This window comes from Nocardia miyunensis NBRC 108239, from assembly GCF_001613065.1.
In the GTDB taxonomy this organism is placed as follows: Bacteria; Actinomycetota; Actinomycetes; order Mycobacteriales; family Mycobacteriaceae; genus Nocardia; species Nocardia miyunensis.
This window is the reverse complement of sequence record NZ_BDBQ01000085.1, coordinates 1-21428: the sequence shown is the minus strand read 5'-3', so window position 1 is coordinate 21428 and position 21428 is coordinate 1. Positions and strand designations below refer to the sequence as shown.

The 21428-nt window shown below is 68.4% G+C and carries 15 protein-coding genes; 12 read left to right on the top strand and 3 right to left on the bottom strand.

Annotation, left to right across the window (positions count from 1 at the left end; translation table 11 throughout):
• The first annotated feature begins 57 nt into the window (after nucleotides 1-57).
• The gene (locus NM2_RS34005) at nucleotides 58-1677 is read left to right on the top strand and encodes an FAD-dependent monooxygenase (RefSeq protein WP_067677523.1); all 1620 of its coding nucleotides are present in this window, start codon (nucleotides 58-60) and stop codon (nucleotides 1675-1677) included.
• Between the two features lie 94 nt (nucleotides 1678-1771).
• On the opposite strand, the gene NM2_RS34000 is transcribed toward NM2_RS34005, so the two are convergent.
• Nucleotides 1772-2212 carry a PaaI family thioesterase gene (locus tag NM2_RS34000; protein WP_067677628.1) on the bottom strand — a complete coding sequence of 147 codons (441 nt, stop codon included), beginning with the start codon at nucleotides 2210-2212 and terminating at the stop codon, nucleotides 1772-1774.
• Nucleotides 2213-2363: 151 nt separating this feature from the next.
• Here NM2_RS34000 and NM2_RS33995 point away from each other — a divergent pair, with 151 nt between their 5' ends.
• The 4 genes from NM2_RS33995 (at nucleotide 2364) to NM2_RS33980 (ending at nucleotide 8147) form a co-directional block, all read left to right on the top strand.
• Nucleotides 2364-3434 (top strand): DNA polymerase IV, encoded by a 1071-nt coding sequence (locus NM2_RS33995; protein WP_067677521.1) that lies wholly within the window; start codon nucleotides 2364-2366, stop codon nucleotides 3432-3434.
• Between the two features lie 71 nt (nucleotides 3435-3505).
• Nucleotides 3506-4291 (top strand): enoyl-CoA hydratase/isomerase family protein, encoded by a 786-nt coding sequence (locus NM2_RS33990; RefSeq protein ID WP_067677518.1) that lies wholly within the window; start codon nucleotides 3506-3508, stop codon nucleotides 4289-4291.
• 563 nt (nucleotides 4292-4854) lie between these two features.
• Nucleotides 4855-6963, top strand: coding sequence for a hypothetical protein (locus tag NM2_RS50730; RefSeq protein ID WP_067677516.1), 2109 nt, complete (start codon nucleotides 4855-4857; stop codon nucleotides 6961-6963).
• A 188-nt stretch (nucleotides 6964-7151) separates the two neighbouring features.
• The gene (locus NM2_RS33980) at nucleotides 7152-8147 is read left to right on the top strand and encodes an acrylyl-CoA reductase family protein (RefSeq protein WP_067677626.1); all 996 of its coding nucleotides are present in this window, start codon (nucleotides 7152-7154) and stop codon (nucleotides 8145-8147) included.
• A 220-nt stretch (nucleotides 8148-8367) separates the two neighbouring features.
• On the opposite strand, the gene NM2_RS33975 is transcribed toward NM2_RS33980, so the two are convergent.
• Nucleotides 8368-9432 carry a tellurite resistance/C4-dicarboxylate transporter family protein gene (locus tag NM2_RS33975; protein ID WP_067677513.1) on the bottom strand — a complete coding sequence of 355 codons (1065 nt, stop codon included), beginning with the start codon at nucleotides 9430-9432 and terminating at the stop codon, nucleotides 8368-8370.
• Nucleotides 9433-9575: 143 nt separating this feature from the next.
• Here NM2_RS33975 and NM2_RS33970 point away from each other — a divergent pair, with 143 nt between their 5' ends.
• From NM2_RS33970 to NM2_RS33945, 6 genes are all read left to right on the top strand, one after another.
• Nucleotides 9576-13241 carry a nitrate reductase subunit alpha gene (locus tag NM2_RS33970; protein ID WP_067677511.1) on the top strand — a complete coding sequence of 1222 codons (3666 nt, stop codon included), beginning with the start codon at nucleotides 9576-9578 and terminating at the stop codon, nucleotides 13239-13241.
• Nucleotides 13238-14830, top strand: a complete 1593-nt coding sequence (gene narH / locus NM2_RS33965; protein WP_067677509.1) for a nitrate reductase subunit beta — start codon at nucleotides 13238-13240, stop codon at nucleotides 14828-14830. Before NM2_RS33970 ends, narH begins: the two co-directional genes overlap by 4 nt.
• Nucleotides 14827-15429, top strand: coding sequence for a nitrate reductase molybdenum cofactor assembly chaperone (narJ, locus tag NM2_RS33960; RefSeq protein ID WP_067677507.1), 603 nt, complete (start codon nucleotides 14827-14829; stop codon nucleotides 15427-15429). Before narH ends, narJ begins: the two co-directional genes overlap by 4 nt.
• The gene (gene narI / locus NM2_RS33955) at nucleotides 15429-16157 is read left to right on the top strand and encodes a respiratory nitrate reductase subunit gamma (RefSeq protein WP_067677504.1); all 729 of its coding nucleotides are present in this window, start codon (nucleotides 15429-15431) and stop codon (nucleotides 16155-16157) included. Before narJ ends, narI begins: the two co-directional genes overlap by 1 nt.
• Nucleotides 16158-16435: 278 nt before the next feature.
• Complete coding sequence (locus tag NM2_RS33950) at nucleotides 16436-18316, top strand: ABC transporter ATP-binding protein (protein ID WP_067677502.1); 1881 nt, start codon at nucleotides 16436-16438, stop codon at nucleotides 18314-18316.
• Between the two features lie 113 nt (nucleotides 18317-18429).
• Entirely contained in the window at nucleotides 18430-19332 is a 903-nt protein-coding gene (locus NM2_RS33945) for an NADP-dependent oxidoreductase (protein WP_067677623.1), read from the top strand.
• A 458-nt stretch (nucleotides 19333-19790) separates the two neighbouring features.
• Here NM2_RS33945 and NM2_RS33940 read toward each other — a convergent pair whose 3' ends face one another.
• Nucleotides 19791-20159 (bottom strand): hypothetical protein, encoded by a 369-nt coding sequence (locus NM2_RS33940; protein ID WP_218026049.1) that lies wholly within the window; start codon nucleotides 20157-20159, stop codon nucleotides 19791-19793.
• Between the two features lie 94 nt (nucleotides 20160-20253).
• On the opposite strand from NM2_RS33940, the gene NM2_RS33935 reads away from it, so the two are divergent.
• Nucleotides 20254-21428, top strand: a 1175-nt coding sequence (locus NM2_RS33935; protein WP_157121480.1) for an FAD-binding oxidoreductase, incomplete at its 3' end; no start/stop codon positions are given.

Sequence of the window (21428 nt, the reverse complement as noted above, 5' to 3'; positions counted from 1 at the left end):
ATGCGCACGTGACCGCCGCGCAAGATCCGTGCAAGCGGGCGCGCACACGATGGCCGCATGAATACTGCACAGCACGTTCCGGTTCTGATCGCCGGGGGTGGCATGGTCGGTCTGTCGGCCGCGTTGCTCCTGGAATACCACAGTGTCCCTTACGTTCTCGTCGAGCGACGATCGGCGATGTCGGTGCTGCCGCGTTCGCGCGGTGTGCACACCCGGTCCGCGGAGATCTTCCGGCAGATCGGTGCGTTGCCGCGGCTCGAGCAGGTCGCCGCGACCGCATTGGTCAAGGGACATTTCGGCGGGGCATGGCAGGGTTCGGCGCTGACCGACGCGCAGCCGCTGGACCTCTCCCGAGTCGTCGCGGCGATGGCCGCCGGTGATCCGAGTCCGTCGAATTTCCTGTTTCTGCCCCAGGTGCTGCTGGAGCCGGTGCTGGCCGATCTGGCCCGCGATCGAGGCGGTGACCTGCGATTCGGCGTCGAGCTCACCGAATTCCACGACGACGGAGACAGTGTCGCGGCGACTCTGCGCGACGCCGACGGCGCATCGACGACGCTGCGGGCCGACTATCTCATCGCCGCGGACGGCGCGGGCAGCACCGTGCGTCGCGCCCTGGGCATCGGCGGCTGGGAGTTGCCGCCGACGCAGCACCTGATCAACGTGTTCGCCCGCACCGATCTGACCGGCATTCTGCGCGGCCAGTCCTTCAGCCAGTGCGAGATCAACGGGGAGCGGGTGCGCGGACTGGTGCTGTCGAAGAACAACACCGACGAGTGGTCGTTCCACATCGAATACGATCCGGACGCCGAGACCCTCGCGGACTATCCGGTCTCGCGCTGTGTCGAGCTGATCCGCGAGATGGTCGGCGTGCCGGAGCTCGAGGTCGAGTTGCTCGCCCGGAGTGCCTGGGACACCGGTGTTTTCGTGGCGGACGACTATCGGCGCGGCCGGGTGTTCCTGGTCGGTGACGCGGCCCACCGCCATGCGCCGTGGGGCGGTTTCAATGGCAACACCGGAATCGCCGACGCGCACAATCTGATCTGGAAGCTGGCCGCCGTGCGGTCCGGTGCGGCCGGGCCCGCGCTGCTGGATTCCTATGTGGCAGAACGTCGTCCGCGGGCGTTGGTCGCGGCCGAGCAGGCCCGCCTGGGTACCGATTTCCGGACCCGCTACGGCATCGAAACCCCTTACAACGCCGCGGATCTGGCCGCGCGCCTGGACGGCGGCGACGTGATGGGGCGTTACCGCTACTCCTCGACGGCCGTTTCGGACGCGCCTGCGCCCCTGCATGTGGACGATCTGAAGGGCCAGAACGGAACTCGCGTCCCGCACCTGTGGATCGATGCCGCCGAGACCGCCTCGACCCTGGACCTGTGCGGTCCGGGCTTCGCCCTGCTCGTCGCGGGCACCTCCGCCGCCTGGCGCGACGCTGCCGCTCAGGCCGAGCGCGACACCGGAACCGACCTCGCCGTCCACGCCCTCCCCCAGGCCGAATGGTCCGCCCGCACCGAAGTGCCCTCGGGCGGCGCACTACTGGTCCGCCCCGATATGCACGTGGCGGCCCGTTCGGACACCGGCCTCACTCCCGCCACCCTCACCGAGACGCTCCGCGCGATCACCGGCCGTGGCGCGAAAGCCGATGTGGCCGAAGACGCTCCGATGCAATCCGCTGTCTGACCGGACGTACGGCAAACGACGAACTGCCCGTCGCCGACTCCGCGGATAGCCTGTCGCGCGCGCCCGGAGCGTGATGCGGCCGGCGTGGTCGGGCTCAGCTGTCGGCCGGGGACATTTCCCGGTCGACGGACCGCGCCGTGCCCTGCGCGACCGCGCACAGCACCTGCTCGTCCTCCCGCACGGCGTAGATCTCGCAGCTGCACACGGCCTGGCGGCGGGTGGATCCGGTGACGCGGGCCTGCGCGCGCAGCCGCAGACCCGTGGCGGGGCGCAGGTAGGTGATGGTGAATCCGCCGGTCAGGACGTTCGGGCCGAGGGCCGTCGCGGCGGCGTAGGTGATGGCGTTGTCGGCGGCGTAGGCCAGGACTCCGCCGTGCACGAAACCGAACTGCTGGGCCAGGTCGGGGCGGATCGGGATCTCCAGGGTGGCCGCGTCGTCGCCGAACGCGGTGATCTCGGCGCCGATCAGCACGCTGAACGGCTGGGCGGCCAGCACCGCGCGGGCGGTGCCGATGTCGAAGACGGTGCCGGTCATCGGGCGTTGCTCCTGGTCGTCGGGCGCGGTCGCCGCACGGTGCGCCGTGTAGTGGGGGCAGGGTATCTCGTTACCGTGTCTACGCCGATCGGTGACCACGACGTACCGCGTATTCCCGGAACCTGTCACCGGCGTGCGGTATGACTGACCCGTGCCCAGGTGGCTGTTGCACGTCGATCTCGACCAGTTCCAGGCGGCGGTGGAGTTCCGCCGTCACCCGGAGCTGCGGGGCGAACCGGTCATCGTGGGCGGTAACGGCGATCCGCAGGAGCCGCGCAAGGTCGTCACCTGCGCGTCGTATCCGGCGCGCGGATACGGTGTGCACGCCGGGATGCCGTTGCGCAGCGCGGCTCGCAAATGTCCGGACGCGGTCTTCCTCCCGCTGGATATGGCCGCCTACTCCGAGGCGTCCGACGAGGTCATGGATCTGCTGCGCACGTTCCCGGTCCGGGTGGAGGTGCTCGGCTGGGACGAGGCGTTCCTGGCCGCCGACACCGACGATCCCGAACAGCTGGCCCGCGAGATCCGCAGCGCCATCGAGGAATTGGATCTGACCTGCGCAATCGGCGTCGGGGACAACAAACTTCGGGCGAAGCTCGCTACCGGATTCGCCAAATCGGTGGGTAAGGCCGGTGATTCGGCGCAGGAGGTCTCCGATGCGCGCACCGGCATCTTCCGGCTGACCGGCGAGAACTGGGCCGAGCTGATGTCGTACCGCCCGACCAGCGCACTGTGGGGTATCGGCTCGCGTATCGCCAAACGCCTCTCCGACCTGGGGATAACGACCGTCGCCGAACTCGCCGCGGCGGACCGCGAGGCCTTGGCCGCCGAATTCGGCCCCGCCACCGGACCGTATCTGTGGCTGCTCGGCCGCGGCGCGGGCGATACCGATGTGGTGACCGAACCGCGAATTCCGGTGGGCCACAGCAAATCCGAAACATTCCCGCACGATCTCACCGAACGCGCCGAGCTGGACGCCGCGGTGCAGCGGCTGGCGACCGCGGTGGCCGAGGAGGTGGCCGAGAGCGGGCGGATCACCGTGCGAGTGGGAGTCACGGTGCGCACCAACACCTTCTACACCCGCACCAAACAGCGCAAGCTCCCCGAGCCGACGGCCGACGTCGCCGAGATCGCGCAGGCCGCGCTGGAGATCCTGGGCCGTTTCGAGCTGGACCGCCCCGTCCGCCTGCTCGGCGTCCGCCTGGAACTGCTGCCCGAATAGACCTCCCGAGTGCCCGCACCGCATGCGCGGTATGTCACATTGGATGCGGATGCGATGGAGAGGGAGTCCCCATGAGCCAGTACCAGACGATCGAGTTCGAACGCACCGGGAATATCGCTCGGATCACCCTGAACCGACCGAAGGCCGCAAACGGCATAGATCACGTTCTTGGCCGCGAGCTGGCGCAGGTGGCCGCCCTGGTCGCCGACGATCCCGGGCTGAAGGTCGTCACGCTCACCGGCGCGGGCCGGTTCTTCTGCGCGGGCGGCGATCTGAAGGCGATGGCGGCGCAGGAGGGCGGCGCGGGGCCCTACGTCAAACATCTGGCGGACAGTCTGCACGAGGCGATCTCGTCTTTCGCGCGGATGGAGGCGTTGCTGATCATCGCGGTGAACGGCACCGCGGCGGGTGCGGGTTTCAGCCTCGCGGTGACCGGTGACCTGGTGGTCGCCGCTGAATCGGCCTCGTTCACCATGGCCTACACCAAGGCGGGTCTGAGCCCCGACGGCGGCGCGTCCTACTACCTGCCCCGCCTGATCGGCGTGCGCCGCACCCAGGAACTGATGTACTTCAACCGCACCCTGTCCGCCGCCGAGGCGCTGGACTGGAACCTGCTGCACCGCGTCGTCCCCGACGCCGAGCTCGCCGCCACCGTCGACGACCTGGCCGCACAGTTCGCCGCCGGTCCCCGGCACAGCAACGCCAACGTCAAGAAACTCCTCCTGGTCAGCCCCGACCACACCCTCGAGGAACAACTCGCCCGCGAGGCCTCCTTCATCTCCAACGCCGCCGAGGATCCGGACGGCACCGAGGGAATCGCCGCCTTCCTGGACAAACGCGCCCCGAAGTTCAACTGAGCGCCTCTGCGCGAGCACGCATTCGGGATTCGCTGCGCAAGCGCGTTATGCCGCGGTCGTGCTCGATCGTCGAGAGTCCGCGAGCCATCCGGACCTGCGCGGTCAGGTCCGGGTAATCGGGTCGTCCCCGTTGATGTGCCGTTGGCGGGCAGGTGCTTGTCGGCGAGTGTGCGGGCACCGGTGCGGCTGTTCGAGATCGGAGTTCGTTTGCCGGGCGGGTCCGGCACGGTCTCGATCGGTGACCTCGGATGCGGTCCAGTCAGATCACTCCTGGTGACATGTGTGTTCACCTAAGACTGCTCGCGGAGTCCATCCCGGTTGAGGACTTCGCGGGTCGAACACGCGCCCGGTGTGCTCGGGTTTTATCGGTGTCGGTGAGAGTGTGCCGGGTGTCCGGGTTCGGCGGGGTCTCGCTGATGCGGCGGGGCCTCGTTCGATCGCTCGGGAGTGCGGGCGTGAATCCTGTTCCGGGAGTGAGGATTTCGCGGGCGCGCCGTGCCGGTGCGGTGCGATGTTCCGGGGACGGCCGACGAATGTCGGATTCGGCACTATGGTGGGGTGCCATGGATATCGCGTCGGCCGGATCGTCGGAGGCGGTGTCCGTGCCACCGGCGGAGAGTGCGGTGCGCCGGAGTCGGGTGACCGGGCCGTTGGCGGTGGCGGTCGGACTCGTCGTGGTGCAGCTGGCGGTTCGGGGGTGGGTGGCCGGCGGGGGGTTCTTCTACTGGGACGATCTGATCCTCGCCGGGCGGGCGGGGCGGTTTCCGCTGTTCTCGGCGAATCTGCTGCTCTACGACCACGACGGGCATTTCATGCCCGCGGCGTTCGCCGTCGCCTGGGTGATCACGCGGCTGGGGCCGTACGTGTGGGCCGGTCCGGTGATCTCGATGCTGGTGTTGCAGCTCATCGCCTCGGCGTCGGTGCTGCGCATGCTGCTGGTACTCACCTCGCCGGAGTACGGGGCGAGTGGCGATGTCGAGTCGGGCCGGTTGCGGGAAGCCGCCGAGTCGGCCGTGCCGCGCGGTGATCGGGAGAGCGACGTTCTCGAGTCGCCGGGGCGGTCGGGAGATGCCACCGGATACGCGAGGGCGCGCGGTGATCGAGTGGGTGATGTTCTCGAGTCGGCGGGGCGGTTGGGAAATGTCGCCGGATCCGCCGGACGACGCGGCGCTCAGGTGGGTGACGTTCGCGAATCGCCCGGTCGGTCGCGCGGGATATGGCTGCGTGGTGCTCGCGGTGCTCGGTGGGCGATTCTGATTCCGCTGGCGTTCTACCTGTTCTGTCCCCTGACGTTGCCCGCGTTCGCGTGGTGGTCCGCGGCGCTGAACGCGCTGCCGCTGCAGATCGCGCTGGCCTGGGTCGTGGGCGATGCGGTGCTGCTGATCCGGACCGGGCGGGTGCGGTACGCGGTGGCCGGATGCGTGGTGCTGGTGGGGGCGCTGCTGTTCTTCGAGAAGTCGGTCATCGTGCCGTTCGTGGCCTTCGTCGTGGCGGTGCTGGTCCGGTACGTCGACGGGCGCGCCGACGCGATTCGCACGGTGGCCCGGCGCGGGGCGAGGCTGTGGATCGGCTCGGCGGTTGTGCTGATGTGCTGGGGCGCAATCTATCTCACGGTGGTGCACGTCTCGGCGGTGCGCAGCGACTGGGCCGGGGTGCGGGCGCTGCTGCATCACGCGATATCGCGGGGCATCGTGCCCGCGCTGGTGGGCGGGCCGTGGGACTGGGAACGGTGGCTGCCCTCGACGCCGTGGGCCGTGCCGCCCGCCTGGACGGTGGTGCTGGCGTGGCTGGTCATCGGCGCGGTCGTGGTGTTCTCGATCCGGACGCGGCGCCGGGTGTGGCCGGTCTGGGCGGCCGTGGTGGTCTACGTGCTGGCCGCGCAACTGCCCGTTGCGCTGATCCGGGGCGGGCCGAACACCACCGACGAGCTCACCCAATCGCTGCGCTACCTCGCCGACCTGGCCGTTCCGCTGACCGTCGCGGGCGCTCTGCTGCTGCGGGCCGGACCGCGGCGGGCGGATCGGCGCGGCTTGCGGCCGCCGATCGCGATCGCGCTGGTGACGGCGTTCGTGGTGAGCAGTCTGTGGTCGACCGTCACCTTCAGCCGATCCTGGTCGGCCAGCCCGACCCGGGTCTACCTCACCACCGTGAAATCGGAACTGGCCGCGGGCGGCCCACCCCTGCTCGAGCAGGAGGTGCCCTGGAAAGTGCTGAATCCCTTGGCATATCCGCTGAACCGGATCAGCGTGGCGCTCTCGCCGCTGGCGCCGCCGACCATGTTCGCCCACGCCACGCCCCATCTACGCATGATCACCGACGACGGCCGGATCGTCGACGCGGCGGTCTGGTGGAACCGGGGCATCCGCCGGGGCCCCGTGCGCGGCTGCGGTTATTCGGTATCCGGCACACAGCCGGTCCCGATCCCTCTCGACGGCCCGATGATCGATAACGCCTGGACCGCCCAGCTCAACTATCTGGCCAGCCGCGACGGGCAGATCACCGTCGCACTCGAACACGGTGAGACCGTCGTGGCCCCGGTCCGCGCGGGCCTGAACACGGTCTACGTCCGCGTCATCGGCGGCGGCAACCTCATGCGAATCGGCACTGCCACACCGGGTTTGCACCTGTGCCTGGGCGCCGGCCCGGTCGGCGTCGCCTCGTATTCCGGTTGAGCGCGGCGCGTCATCGGGCCGTCCCCTGCGAGTACCACTCGTCCGTGCGACCGGAGACCTTCCAGCGCGGCCCGGACCCGCACACCGGACACGGCGGGCATCCGGTGGAGGGAGTGCGTCTTGCGGGAACGGGTGCGGCTGTAACTCGATGCTCGCTCGGGAGGCACGGCCGCCCTATGCTCGGACCCATGGCGTTCTGGGCGATGGTGGCACACGAGACGGGCGACGGGGTTGTGCTGGCGCGCGAGGAGGTCGGCGACGATTTCCTCGGGCCGGGCACGGTGACGATCAAGGTGCACTATTCGAGTGCGAACTTCAAGGACGGGCTGGCGATCACGCCGGGCGGCGGGGTGGTGCGCAATTATCCGATCATCCCGGGGATCGACATCATCGGTGAGGTGTCCGCGTCGGAGGATCCGGCGTTCATGCCCGGCGATCCGGTGATCGCGCACGGCTACGACATCGGCGTCGCGCACAACGGCGGATTCGCCGAATACGCTCGGGTCCCGGCCGAGTGGGTCGTGAAACTCGAGAGCCTCACCCCGCGCGAGGCGGCGGCACTGGGCACCGCCGGATTCACCGCGGCGATGAGTGTGCAGGCGCTGCTGGAACGCGGCCTGACTCCGGATGCCGGTCCGGTCCTGGTCACCGGCGCGACCGGCGGCGTCGGCAGTGTCGCAGTGGACATCCTGGCCGGCCTCGGCTTCGAGGTGGTCGCCTCGACGGGCAAAACCGATGCGGGCGAACGACTTTCGGCGCTCGGCGCGAAATCGGTGATCGGCCGCCTGCCCGAGGATCCCGAAGCGAAGATCCGTCCGCTCGGTAAGGCGCAGTGGGCCGGCGCGGTGGACAGCGTCGGCGGCAAATCCCTCGCCTACATACTCAGCGCGATCGGATACGGCGGCACAGCCGCGGTCAGCGGACTCACCGGCGGTACCGGCCTGCCGACCACGGTCATGCCCTTCATCCTGCGCGGCGTCGCCCTGCTCGGCATCGATTCGGCGCAATTCCCGATCGACCAGCGGCGCGCCCTGTGGACTCGTCTGGGCAAGGACCTCAAACCGCGGCACCTGTCCGATGTGGAGAACTACACCCGGATCACCGAGGCCGAGTCGGTACTGCGCGCGATTCGCGAGGGGCGGCATTCGGGCCGCACGGTTCTCGGCGTCGCCGGGGAGTTCTAGCTGAACTGCCTGCCATCCCTGACCGTGAACAGCTGAGTCGCGGCCGACCGAAACCATCATCCCCGTCCGAGCACGCCGACCATATGCCGCAGGGATCGGATCGCCCGTGGCCCGCGAAGATCAACGAGACGATTTGCGGCGGGGCAACCCGGCGTGCCGGGGGCGCTGCCGGAATCACCTGAGCCGGATGGTGCGCGGCATCAGCGGATCGACCGAATATTCACTGCTGCAATGCAACTCGACGACCATCCCGGCGGCGCAGTCGCCGGAACCACGGCATGTACTGCCCGACGGTCGCCACCGCGACCACGATCCACGCCGCCAGCGCCACCCATGCCTCGGCCCGTCCGAACCTGACCATCCACGATTCCCCCACCGCGAGACCAAATTCGCGGGTGCCGACGCCGTACATGCCGATCGGGAAGACGATGCTCCAGAGCGACGGATCGAAACTTCGGCGGAAGTGTTCGATCAGATAGCGCCAGACCCCGGCGATCAGCAGTGCGGGAATCAGCCAGGTGCCGAAGGCCCACAGGACCACGCCGGCGCCGACCAGCACCGGGTGCGTCAGGGTGACCAGGTGGTCGGAGGTGCGGTCGACGAGTTCGGCGGCGGCCAGCACGCTGATCGCGGTGGCGCCCATGAAGATCCAGTACGGCGGCACCAGGGTCGCGGGGGTGAGTTCCTGGGCGAACAGCGCGCCCAGCACCAGTGCGGCGACGATGCCGTAGAGCACACTGCCGACCGACCAGGCCAGCAGTGCGGGGGTGGCGAAGCGATGCGCCCACGGCGCGGGCAGTGCGCTGGCGGCCACGGACAGCGATTGGGTGCCGACCACCCACAGCAGCCAGGTTCCGTCCGCGCCGGTCATTCCGGGAGCGGTGTTGTGGTGCACCATGAATCCCGCCGGAATCAGATAGCAGAGAATGAGCCAGGCGACCGTGGCGATGGCAAGCAGGGTCAGCGCGGCAGCGGCGAGGCCATGGCTGCCCAGTCCCGTGGAGAGCACCCCGGCCCCCGCGACGAAGGTCAGGAAGGTGAATCCGACAGCCGGATTCCCGGCATCGGCCGCCATCTCGCGCGGATAGCGAATCGCCCGGACGACCATCGCGATCGTCAGCCCGGCGAAGGCCAGCAATCCGATGGTCAACAGTGCGTCACCACCCCACGACCACCCCGCGCCCGAGACGGCGCGTGCGACGATTCCGGTGGCCATCACCGAGGCGAACCAGGCGGGCTTCAGATTTCGCAGGGATGCGGCACGGTCGTTGTCCGACTCATCCACGGGCGCCAGTGTGACATGCCGCGACGCGACATCCGAACCCCGCCGCGCAGCCCGCCGTGACAAAGTTGCCAAATATTCGCCGGACGAACGATACAGTCGATCGAGTTGGTGCCCGCCCCGACGGTCGAAAGGATCGCAAAGCCATGGCGGAACCGGACGCACTGATTCTCGAGACGGGCAAGTACTTCCATCGCGGCGATATCTCACCCGATCTGCACAGCGTCGTTTATCGCGGTGGCACCGAGGGGGACGTCTTCTACCGCGACCGCTGGAGCCACGACAAGATCGTCTACTCCACACACGGCGTGAACTGCACCGGCTCGTGCCGCTGGAAGGTGTACGTCAAGGACGGCATCATCACCTGGGAGACGCAGGCGACCGATTATCCGTCGGTGGGCCCGGACCGCCCGGAGTACGAGCCGCGCGGTTGTCCCCGGGGTGCGTCCTTCTCCTGGTACACCTATTCCCCGACCCGCGTGCGCTATCCGTACATCCGCGGCGTGCTGCTGGACATGTATCGAAAGGCGAAGAAGCGCACCGGCGATCCGGTGCTGGCGTGGGCGGAGATCCAGTCCGACGCGGCCCGGCGGATGGAATATCAGCAGGCCCGCGGCAAGGGCGGACTCGTGCGCGCGCAGTGGGACGAGGCGCTGGAGATCATCGCCGCCGCGCACGTGCACACGATCGCGACATACGGTCCGGACCGGATCGCCGGATTCTCCCCGATCCCGGCCATGTCGATGGTCTCGCATGCGGCGGGCGCGCGATTCATGGCGCTGATCGGTGCGCCGATGCTCTCCTTCTACGACTGGTACGCCGATCTGCCGGTGGCCTCACCGCAGGTGTTCGGCGATCAGACCGACGTCCCCGAATCGGGCGACTGGTGGGACGCGGCCTATCTGATCATGTGGGGTTCGAACGTCCCGGTCACCCGCACCCCGGACGCGCACTGGATGGCCGAGGCGCGCTATCGCGGTCAGAAGGTCGTGGTGGTCGCACCGGACTACGCCGACAACGCGAAATTCGCCGACCAGTGGCTGCATCCGCATCCGGGCACCGACGCCGCCCTGGCGATGGCGATGGGACATGTGATCCTGCGGGAGTGTTTCGTGGATCGGCAGGTCCCGTTCTTCACCGATTACGTGCGCCGATTCACCGACCTGCCCTTCCTGGTCACCCTCGTCGAACACGAGGATGCCTGGGTGCCGGGCAAATTCGTGCGCGCGGCCGATCTCGGGGACACCAGCGAGGAAGCGGAGTGGAAAACCGTTGTGCTGGACGAGAATACCGCCGAACCCGCGATACCACCCGGATCGCTCGGGTTTCGCTGGTCCGAATCCGGTGCGGGACAATGGAATCTGGACCTGGGCTCGATCGTCCCGGTGCTGACCCTGTACGGGCGCGGCGACGGCGTCCCGGTGCTGTTGCCGCGCTTCGACACCGACGGCGGCGCGGACGCCCAGAGTCACGGTGAGGTGCTGCGGCGCGGCGTTCCCGCGCGACGCCTCGGCCCCGGCGGCCCGCTGGTGACGACCGTCTTCGACCTGCTCCTGGCCGGATACGGCGTGGGCCGCGGCGAGCTGCCCGGTGACTGGCCCGCGTCCTACGACGATCCCGCCGCCCCCGGCACCCCCGCCTGGCAGGAGGAACACACCTCGGTCCCGGCCGCGGCGTGCATCCGGATCGCCCGGGAATTCGCCGACACCGCGGAGAAATCCCGCGGCCGGTGCATGATCCTGATGGGCGCGGGCACCAATCACTGGTTCCACTCCGAGACGATCTATCGGACGTTCCTGGCGTTGTTGCAGCTCACCGGATGTCAGGGCCGCAACGGCGGCGGGTGGGCGCATTACGTCGGTCAGGAGAAGGTGCGGCCGTTCACCGGATGGGCCACCCTGGCCGGTGCGATCGACTGGGCGCGCCCGGCCCGGCAGGCAATCGGCACCGGTCACTGGTTCGTGCACACCGATCAGTGGCGGTACGACCGATTCACCGCCGATGCGCTCGCCTCACCGCTGGGCGCGGGACGTTTCGCGGGGATGACCGCGATCGATTGCCTGGCCCAGGCCACCCGGCTGGGCTGGATGCCGTCCTATCCGACCTTCGACCGCAATCCGCTCGAACTGGGCGAGGGCGAGCACGCGGTCGGTCGTGCGGTGAATGAAATCCTCTCCGGGACATTGAAATTCGCCATCGAGGACCCGGACGACCCGCGTAACTGGCCGCGCGTGCTGATGCTGTGGCGGGCCAATCTGCTCGGCTCCTCGGCCAAGGGCGCGGAATATTTCACGAAACATCTGCTGGGCACCCAGTCCTCGCTGTCCGCGCAGGAGGCGCCCCGGCGGTCGCGTCCGCGAGATGTGCGGTGGCACAGCGAAGCTCCTGAGGGCAAACTGGATCTGCTCGTCTCCCTCGATTTCCGGATGACCTCCTCGACGCTGCTGTCGGATCTCACGCTGCCCGCGGCGACCTGGTACGAGAAACACGATCTGTCCTCCACCGATATGCACCCGTTCGTGCACGCGTTCTCCCCCGCGGTCGATCCGCCCTGGCAGGCGCGCACCGATTTCGACATCTTCCGCGCCCTGGCCGATCGGCTCAGCGAACTGGCCCGCGACCACCTCGGCGTCCGGCACGATCTGGTGGCCACCGCACTTCAGCACGACACTCCGGGTGAAATGTCGCAGCCGGGCGGTGTTGTGCGGGACTGGCGGCAGGACGAATGTGCACCGATTCCCGGCCGCACCTTTCCGGCATTGACCGTCGTCGAACGCGACTACACCGCGATCGGAGCCAAATTCGCCGCGCTGGGCCCACTGGCCGAGGAACTGGGCCTGCCGGTGAAGGGGATCGCCCTGCGGCCCGACGCCGAGGTCTCGTATCTGGGTTCGCTCAACGGCGTGGTCGATTCGGGCCCGGCGGCGGGACGTCCCCGAATCGACACCGCGGTGCACGCGGCCGACACCATCCTGGCACTGTCCGGAACCACCAACGGTCACTTGGCAACTCAGGGTTTTCGCACGTTGGAGCGCCGGACCGGACAGCCGATGGCGGAACTCGCGGCCGAGCACGAGGGTAAGCGCGTCAGCTACGCCGACACACAGTCCGCACCCGTTCCGGTGATCACCTCGGCGGAATGGTCGGGCAGCGAGAGCGGCGGCCGCCGGTACACCGCCTTCACCCAGAACGTCGAGCAGTTCCGGCCGTGGCACACCCTGACCGGACGTCAACAGTTCTTCCTGGACCACGACTGGATGTCCGAGGTCGGCGAGTGCCTGCCGGTCTACCGTCCGCCGCTGGATATGAGCCGCCTGTTCGGCGAACCCGAACTCGGGCCCGACGGCCAGCGCCAGGTCACCGTTCGCTACCTCACCCCGCACAATAAATGGTCGATCCACTCCGAGTATCAGGACAACCTGTTCATGCTCTCGCTCTCGCGCGGCGGGCAGGTGATCTGGATGTCGCCGCGGGACGCCGAATCGATCGGGGTCGCGGACAACGACTGGATCGAGGCGGTGAACCGCAACGGCGTCGTGGTGGCCCGCGCGATCGTCTCGCACCGGATGCCCGCGGGCACGGTCTACCTGCATCACGCGCAGGAGCGCACGGTGAACGTCCCGCGCGCCGAGCGCACCGGACGTCGCGGCGGCATACCCAACTCGCTGACCCGGCTACTGCTCAAACCGACCCACCTCATCGGCGGTTACGCCCAATTGTGCTGGGGTTTCAACTATTTCGGGCCGACCGGGAATCAGCGTGATGAGGTGACCGTGATCCGCCGCCGCTCCCAGGAGGTGCAGTACCGATGAAACCGATGGCACAGCTGGCAATGGTGATGAATCTGGACAAGTGCATCGGCTGTCACACCTGCTCGGTGACCTGCAAACAGACCTGGACCAATCGCGGCGGCATGGAGTACGCCTGGTTCAACAATGTGGAAACCCGTCCCGGACAGGGGTATCCGCGCCGCTACGAGGACCAGGAACGCTGGCGCGGCGGTTGGACGCTGGACCGTCGCGGCCGATTGAAATTGCGGGCGGGCGGGCGGCTGCGAAAGCTGTTGTCCATCTTCGGAAATCCGGTGCTGCCGGTGATCCGGGGCTACTACGAGCCGTGGACCTACGACTATCGCGCGCTGACCCAGGCCCCGCTCGGTGACGACTATCCGGTCGCGCCGCCGCGTTCGCTGTTGTCGGGCAAGCCGATGCGGATCGAGTGGAGTGCCAACTGGGACGACAATCTCGGCGGCGCGACCGAATTCGGCGACCAGGATCCGATCGTCCGGAAGATTCGTGAAACCGCCTCGGAGAAGGTGAGATTCGAGTTCGAGCAGACGTTCATGTTCTATCTGCCGCGTATCTGCGAGCACTGCCTGAATCCGTCGTGCGTGGCCTCGTGCCCGTCGGGCGCGCTGTACAAGCGCGGTGAGGACGGCATCGTGCTGGTCGACCAGGACCAGTGCCGCGGCTGGCGGATGTGCGTGACGGGCTGTCCGTACAAGAAGATCTATTTCAACCACAAGACGGGCAAGGCCGAGAAGTGCACGCTGTGCTATCCGCGGATGGAGGTCGGGCTGCCGACGGTGTGCTCGGAGACCTGCGTCGGGCGGCTGCGATATCTGGGCGTGGTGCTCTACGACGCGGACCGCGTCACCGAGGCGGCCTCGACCCCGTCCGATACCGATCTCTACGAGGCGCAACTGGGCGTGTTCCTGGATCCGGAGGATCCGCAGGTGCGGCGCGAGGCGGAGCGGGCCGGAATTCCCGCGGACTGGATCGACGCCGCCCGCCGCTCGCCGGTGCACGCGCTGATCAGCAGGTATCGCGTCGCGCTTCCGCTGCATCCGGAATTCCGCACGATGCCGATGGTCTGGTACATCCCGCCGCTGTCCCCGGTGGTCGATTCGCTGGCCGAGAGCGGATTCGACGGCGAGGACGCCGGGCATCTGTTCGGTGCGATCGATACCCTGCGCATTCCGTTGGAGTATCTGGCCGAGCTGTTCACCGCGGGTGATGTGATCCCGGTCAAGGACGCGCTGGCCCGGCTCGCGGCCATGCGTTCCTATCACCGCGACATCAATCTCGGTGATCCGCCCGACGAATCGATACCCGAGGCGGTCGGCATGACCGGTACCGAACTGCGGGAGCTGTTCCGACTGCTGGCGATCGCCAAATACGATGAGCGCTACGTGATTCCGACCGCGGCGGTGGGTGACGCGCAGCGGCTCGAGGAATCGGCGATGCCCGACGGGTGCAGTCTGGATTACGACGGCGGTCCCGGAATGGGCGCGGCCGGACCCGTGGGCGACGATTCCGGACGAAAGCTGTTGCCGCTCATGACGGTCGAGAATTTCCATCTGACGCGCAAACGGCAGACCGCCGATGAGGAATACCGATGACCGGGCATTCGGTTCCAGCGCTGTATCAGGCCGCCGCGCACTGCCTGGACTATCCCGACGAGCGGTTCTTCGAACGGTTGCCGCTGTTCACCGAGGGCGCGCCCGCGCTCTGGCCGTTCCTGAAACATGCCGCGGCGGTGGGCCGGGCCGCGCTGTGTGAGCAGTATGTGCAGGTCTTCGACTTCCACAACCGGCACTGCCTGCATCTGACCTGGTGGCAGGACGGCGATACGCGCCGGCGCGGCGGTTCGCTCGCCCGGCTCAAGCAGATCTATCGGGAGCGCGGGATGGAGTTGCGCGATACCGAATTGCCCGACCATCTGCCGGTCGTCCTCGAATTCTGTGCTGCCACCGGATCTTCCGATCTGCTGCTCGACCATCGGCCGGGCCTGGAACTGCTGCGCCTGGCGTTGGACGAGGCCGGTACGCCCTACGTGCACGTGCTGAACGCGCTCAGCGCGAGCCTGCCCGGCCCGACTCCGCGCGACCGCGCCGCCGCGCGTGCGCTGGCGCGATCGGGTCCGGCGACCGAGACCGTCGGCCTGTCCCCCTACGGCCACCTCGACCTACTACCCGTGCTCGGCAACGGAGGTCACTGATGCAGGTATTCCTCTGGGGCGCACTGCCCTACATCACGCTGGTATCGCTGATCGGCGGATTGTTCTGGCGGCACCGCTACGACAAGTTCGGCTGGACCACCCGATCCTCCGAACCCTACGAATCCCGACTGCTCAATATCGCCTCGCCGATGTTCCACTACGGCATCCTGTTCGTGCTGGCCGGTCATCTCATGGGTCTGTTCATTCCCGAAAGCTGGACCAGCGCCATGGGATTGGGTGAACATCAGTACCATCTGCTGTCCCTGATCGGCGGGACGATCGCGGGCGTGCTCGCGATCGCCGGTGTGCTGCTGCTGGTCGCGCGCCGCCGCACCAACGCGCCGGTGTTCCGTGCGACGACCCGCAACGACAAGGTGATGTACCTGTTCCTGCTCTCGGCGATCTTCCTGGGCCTGTTCGCCGAACTCACGCACTCCACCCTCGACCACGGCTACGACTACCGCACCACCGTCGCCCCCTGGGCTCGGCACATCTTCATTCTCGATCCCAGTCCCGCGCTGATGAGTTCGGTCCCGGTCGCCTATCAGGTGCATGCCGTCATCGGCATGCTCCTGATCGCCCTGGTCCCGTTCACCCGCCTGGTCCACATGTTCAGCGCGCCCGTGCAATACCTGTTCCGCCCCTACATCGTCTACCGCTACCGCGACCCGAAGAGGGCCGCCGGGGAGCGCGCCGCCCGGCGCGGCTGGGAGCCTGTCGAGAACTGAGTTCCGCGTCGGCTCACGCCGTGGACCATCGGTCGGCCCAGCGGTGATCGTGTCGAAACGCGGGCTCATTCGTGCGAGCGGGTTGGCCGTTGAGGGCAGTGGTCTTATCGCCATGTCCGGCAGCGCGCCCTCTGGTCAGCGGTGGGAACCGGTCGAGCGGATCTGTTCTTCGCCGTGGGCGAACGGTCGTCCCTCCCGGAACACTTGAGCTGAACCAATGTTGAGGTTCTAGTGTCGGTGGGTCGGTGTTGAATGGCCGGTGGAAGGGAACTGGACGGATGACGATCGAATCGGTGGCGTGGAACCAGTTGTATCGGCAGGCGAATGCGCCGGGTGAGCGGCGCGGCTTCAGCGGGGCGACGGCGCGGCGGATGCTGCGGTTCGCTCGGCCGCATCGGCGGCCGCTGATCGGATTTCTGGTGTTCAGCGTGGTGTCGGCGGTGCTGGAGGTGGCCAATCCGCTGCTGGCCGGACGGGTGGTCGATCACATCGTCGGGCATTCCGCGGCGCGGGTGGTGGCGCTGCTCGCGGTGGCGATCGGTGCGCTGGCCGTGGTCGACGCGGCGCTGGGCATCGTGATCCGGTGGCTGTCCGCCAGGATCGGCGAGGGGTTGATCCTGGATCTGCGTACCGCGGTATTCGACCACGTGCAGAAGATGCCGATCGCCTTCTTCACCCGCACCCGTACCGGGGCGCTGGTGAGTCGGCTCAACAGCGATGTGATCGGTGCGCAGCGGGCGTTCAGCACCACGCTCTCGGGGGTGGTCACCAATATCGTCACGCTGCTGCTGACCCTCGTGGTGATGATGCAACTGTCCTGGCAGATCACGGTGCTGGCGCTGATCATGTTGCCGCTGTTCATGATTCCGGCGCGGCGGATGGGCACCCGGGTGGCGGCGATCCAGCGCGAGGGCGCGCAGCTCAACGCGGCGATGAGCACGCAGATGACCGAGCGTTTCTCCGCTCCCGGCGCGACCCTGGTGAAACTGTTCGGGCGGCCGCGGCACGAGTCGGCGGAATTCGCCCTGCGCGCCGGGCGAGTTCGCGATATCGGCGTGCGCACCGCGATGTTGCAGACCACGTTCGTGACCGCGCTGACGCTGGTGTCGGCGCTGGCGGTGGCGCTGGTCTACGGGCTGGGCGGCTGGTTCGCGCTGCGCGGTGAGTTGAATGCCGGTGCGGTGGTGTCGCTTTCGCTGCTGCTGACCAGGCTCTACACCCCGCTGACCGCGTTGGCCAGCGCCCGTGTGGACATCATGTCCGCGCTGGTCAGTTTCGAGCGCGTCTTCGAGATCCTCGACCTCGAGCCGCTCATCCAGGACGCACCCGATGCCACCGAGGTGCCGCCCGGCCCGGTCACGGTGGAGTTCGACGATGTGCGCTTCGGGTATCCGGCCGCGGACAAGGTGTCACTGGCCTCGCTCGAGGATGTCGCCACACTCGACACCCGAGGCGGATCCGAAGTGCTGCACGGGATTTCGCTGCGCGCCGAGCCGGGGCGGATGGTCGCGCTCGTCGGCTCCTCCGGTGCGGGTAAATCGACCATCGCGCAACTGGTTTCGCGACTCTACGATGTGGACTCCGGCGCGGTCCGGCTCAACGGAGCCGATGTGCGCGAGCTGACCGGCCGATCCATCCAGGCCACCGTCGGCCTGGTCACCCAGGACGGGCACCTGTTCCACGACACCATCCGCGCGAATCTACGGCTGGCACGTCCGGCCGCGACCGACGAGGAGATCTGGGACGCGTTGCGGCGTGCCAGATTGGGCGATCTGCTCGGCTCCCTGCCCGACGGGCTGGACACCGTCGTCGGCGAGCGCGGCTACCGCCTCTCCGGTGGCGAACGGCAACGTCTCACCATCGCCCGGTTGCTGCTCGAACAGCCCCGCGTGGTGGTGCTGGACGAGGCCACCGCGTCGCTGGACTCCACCTCCGAGGCGGCCGTGCAGGAGGCCGTCGCCGAGGTCCTGACCGGCCGCACCGCCCTGGTCATCGCGCACCGCCTGTCCACCATCCGCAACGCGGATCAGATCCTGGTCGTGGAATCCGGGCGGATCGTCGAACGCGGCACCCACACCGACCTGCTCGCCCGCGACGGCCGCTACGCCGAGCTGTACCACACCCAATTCGCCGACGAGGGCGACTCGGTCGCCGCATGATCCGCGCCTGTGCGGCCCGTCGCGCGCGGCGGGCGAAGGGCGACGCGGCCGATGGACCGGGTGCGGGATCGGGGATCCGAGAGGCGTCGGGCCCGGCGCATAAGCTCGGTCGCATGCAGGCGATTCAGTACGACGAGACCGGTGGACCCGAGGTGCTGCGGCTGGTCGATGTGCCGGTGCCCGAACCGGAGGGTGCGCGGGTGCGGGTGGCGGTCCGGGCGGCGGGCGTGAATCCGGCGGATTGGAAGATTCGGCGTGGACTGATGCCCGGCCCGCAATTCCCGCGCCGGGCCGGGATCGAGATCGCCGGAGTCGTGGACGCGGCCGGTCCCGAGGCCGCCTGGCAGGTGGGCGACGAGGTCATCGGCTGGGCGGAGGGCGGCGGATACGCGGAATTCGCACTGGCCGAACGGCTGGTCGCCAAACCCGCCGAACTGTCCTTCCTCGATGCCGTCGCGATTCCGGTCGCGGCCAACACCGCCGGCGGCGGCCTGGCGGAGCTGAATCTCGAACCCGATGAGACGCTGCTGGTGAACGGCGCGTCGGGTGCGGTCGGTTCGATGGCCGCACAGCTGGCTCGTGCTGCGGGCGTTCGGGTGATCGGTACGGCCTCGGCCGCCAATCAGGACGTCGTCCAATCCTTCGGCGCGACCCCCACCACCTACGGCGAGGGCGTCGCCGACCGGGTCCGCGCCTTGGCCCCGAATGGCGTCGACGCCGTATTCGACTGTGCCGGACACGGTTTCCTCGACGCGGCCATCGAATTGCGCGGCGGCACCGACCGCATCATCACCATCGCCGACGTCTCGGCCGAGGAGAAGGGCGTCCGCTTCTACTCCCGGCCCGGCGGCCCTCTCGACATCGTCGCCGAAGCCGCCCGTCTCCTGGCCGCCGAAGCCATCCGCCTGCCCGCCCCGGCTCGCACCTTCCCCCTCGCCGAAGCCGCAGCGGCACAACGGGAAAGCGAATCCGGCCACGGCCTGGGCAAGATCGTGCTGATAACCGCCCCGCGCTGACCGAACTTCGGCTGCGGCTCATCATCGTGTCGCAGCCGGAGCAAGCGGTCTACCAACCATCGAGTGCATGCCGTGGTTGAGCCTTGGAGTGATCCGCGTCGTGTCGGACTGTATGCGGCCTCGCCGGAATCTGGCGGCTGTCGAGGTCGCCGGTCCGGCCGCTGCCCCGGAAGACATGTGCCAACGAGACTCGGACCGTGACCTGGTCGTCGTCGTGGAGCGGGAACAGTTCACGATTTCGGTTACTGCTGGGTCTTGCGCGGCGATGTTCAGCGCGGTTGTGCCCGATGCTGGGGAACGGTCCCGCGGTCGCACTCCGGCTGGATCTTGCACGGCCATGTCCAGGGCGGCTGTGGCTGCTGCTGGGGATCCCGCGCGGTCGTACCAAGGCTGGGTCTTGCGTGGCTGTGTTCAGCGAGGTTGTGGTTGCCGCTGGGGATCGGTTCCGCGAGGTCGCGCTACGGCTGGATCCAGCGGCGCGGGGTGTCGACGGTGTTCTCCGGCGAGGTGTTGAAGCGGACGCCGGGGGCCGCTTCGGTGACGACGTTGATGATGCGTTCGAACAGCAGGGTGTAGGGAATGCCCGCGCCGATCATGACCAGTCCGAACGGGCCGTCCGAGAGGTGTTCGCGGATTTCGGACTCGGCCCGGGCGGGGTCGGCGGGGATCTGGAAGCCCACCGCGTCGAATCCGGCCGCGCGCAGGGCCGCGTTACCGGCTTCGATGCGTGCGGTGAGGGTGGGCTCGTCCACGTCGGGGAGGTTGCTGTAGTCGAGCGCGCTGGGGTGGAGACCGAGCATCAGGATGCGCTCGGTGGGGATCGGCACCCGTTCGACGGTACGCCGGATGCGCGTATCGGCGGCCGGACCTCGTGCCACTGATCTCCCGGGAATCATCGTCGACTCCGCATAGGCTGGGCATATGACCGCTTCGTGGCTGCGGGCGCTGGACAGCGGGATCGACGGCGAGGTCGATGCCGGTGAACGGCGCCGTGCGGAATACGCCTCGGATGCCTCGAACTACCGGGTGCGGCCCGCGGCGGTGGTCTTCCCGCGCGGCGACGCGGATGTGGCGGCGGCACTGGCGGCGGCGCGCAACGAAGGTGTGCCGGTGACCGCGCGCGGAGCGGGAACGTCGGTGGCGGGCAATGCGATCGGTGCGGGCCTGGTGCTCGACTTCAGCAGGCATATGTCCGCGATACTCCAGGTGGATTCCGAAAATCGTTGTGCGCGAGTGCAACCCGGTGCCATCCTGACGACGTTGCAACGCCGGGCCGGGGAATCCGGATTGCGCTTCGGCCCGGATCCGTCCACACAGAACCGCTGCACCCTGGGCGGGATGATCGGGAACAACGCCTGCGGCCCCCATGCGATGGCCTGGGGCCGGACCTCGGATTCCGTGCGCGAACTGCGCATACTCGATGGCACCGGAACCGAGCGGACCCTCGGCGCGGGGCTGTCGGCGGTACCCGGCCTGGCGGAATTCACCCGGGCCGGACTCGCGGTGATCCGCACCGAGTTGGGCCGCTTCGAACGCCAGGCATCGGGATACGGCCTGGAACATCTTCTGCCCGAACGTGATCCGTCCGCCGCGCGTGCGTTCGTCGGGACCGAAGGCACCTGCGGACTGCTGCTCGAGGCGTCGGTGCGGTTGGTCCCGGTGCCCCGGTCGACCGCCCTGGTCGTGCTCGGATATCCCGATATGCCAACGGCCGCGGACGATGTCGCGACGATCACCGCGGTCGACCCGATCGCGGTGGAGGGTATCGATGCCCGGCTCGTGAACGTCGTGACCACCCACCGCGGCACGATTCCCGAACTTCCCGAGGGACGGGCCTGGCTGTTCGCCGAGTGTGCGGGCGACACCGCCGAGGAGGCGCACGACCGGGCGGCCACACTCTGCCGGACCGCGCACGCGATCGACAGCCGCATCGTCACCGATTCCGCTGTGGCAGCGCGTCTGTGGCGCATTCGCGCCGACGGCGCGGGACTGGCCGGCCGCACCCCCGATGGTCGCCCGGCCTGGCCCGGCTGGGAGGACGCCGCGGTCCCGCCCGCGAATCTCGGCGCCTACCTGCGCGATTTCGAGGAGTTGAT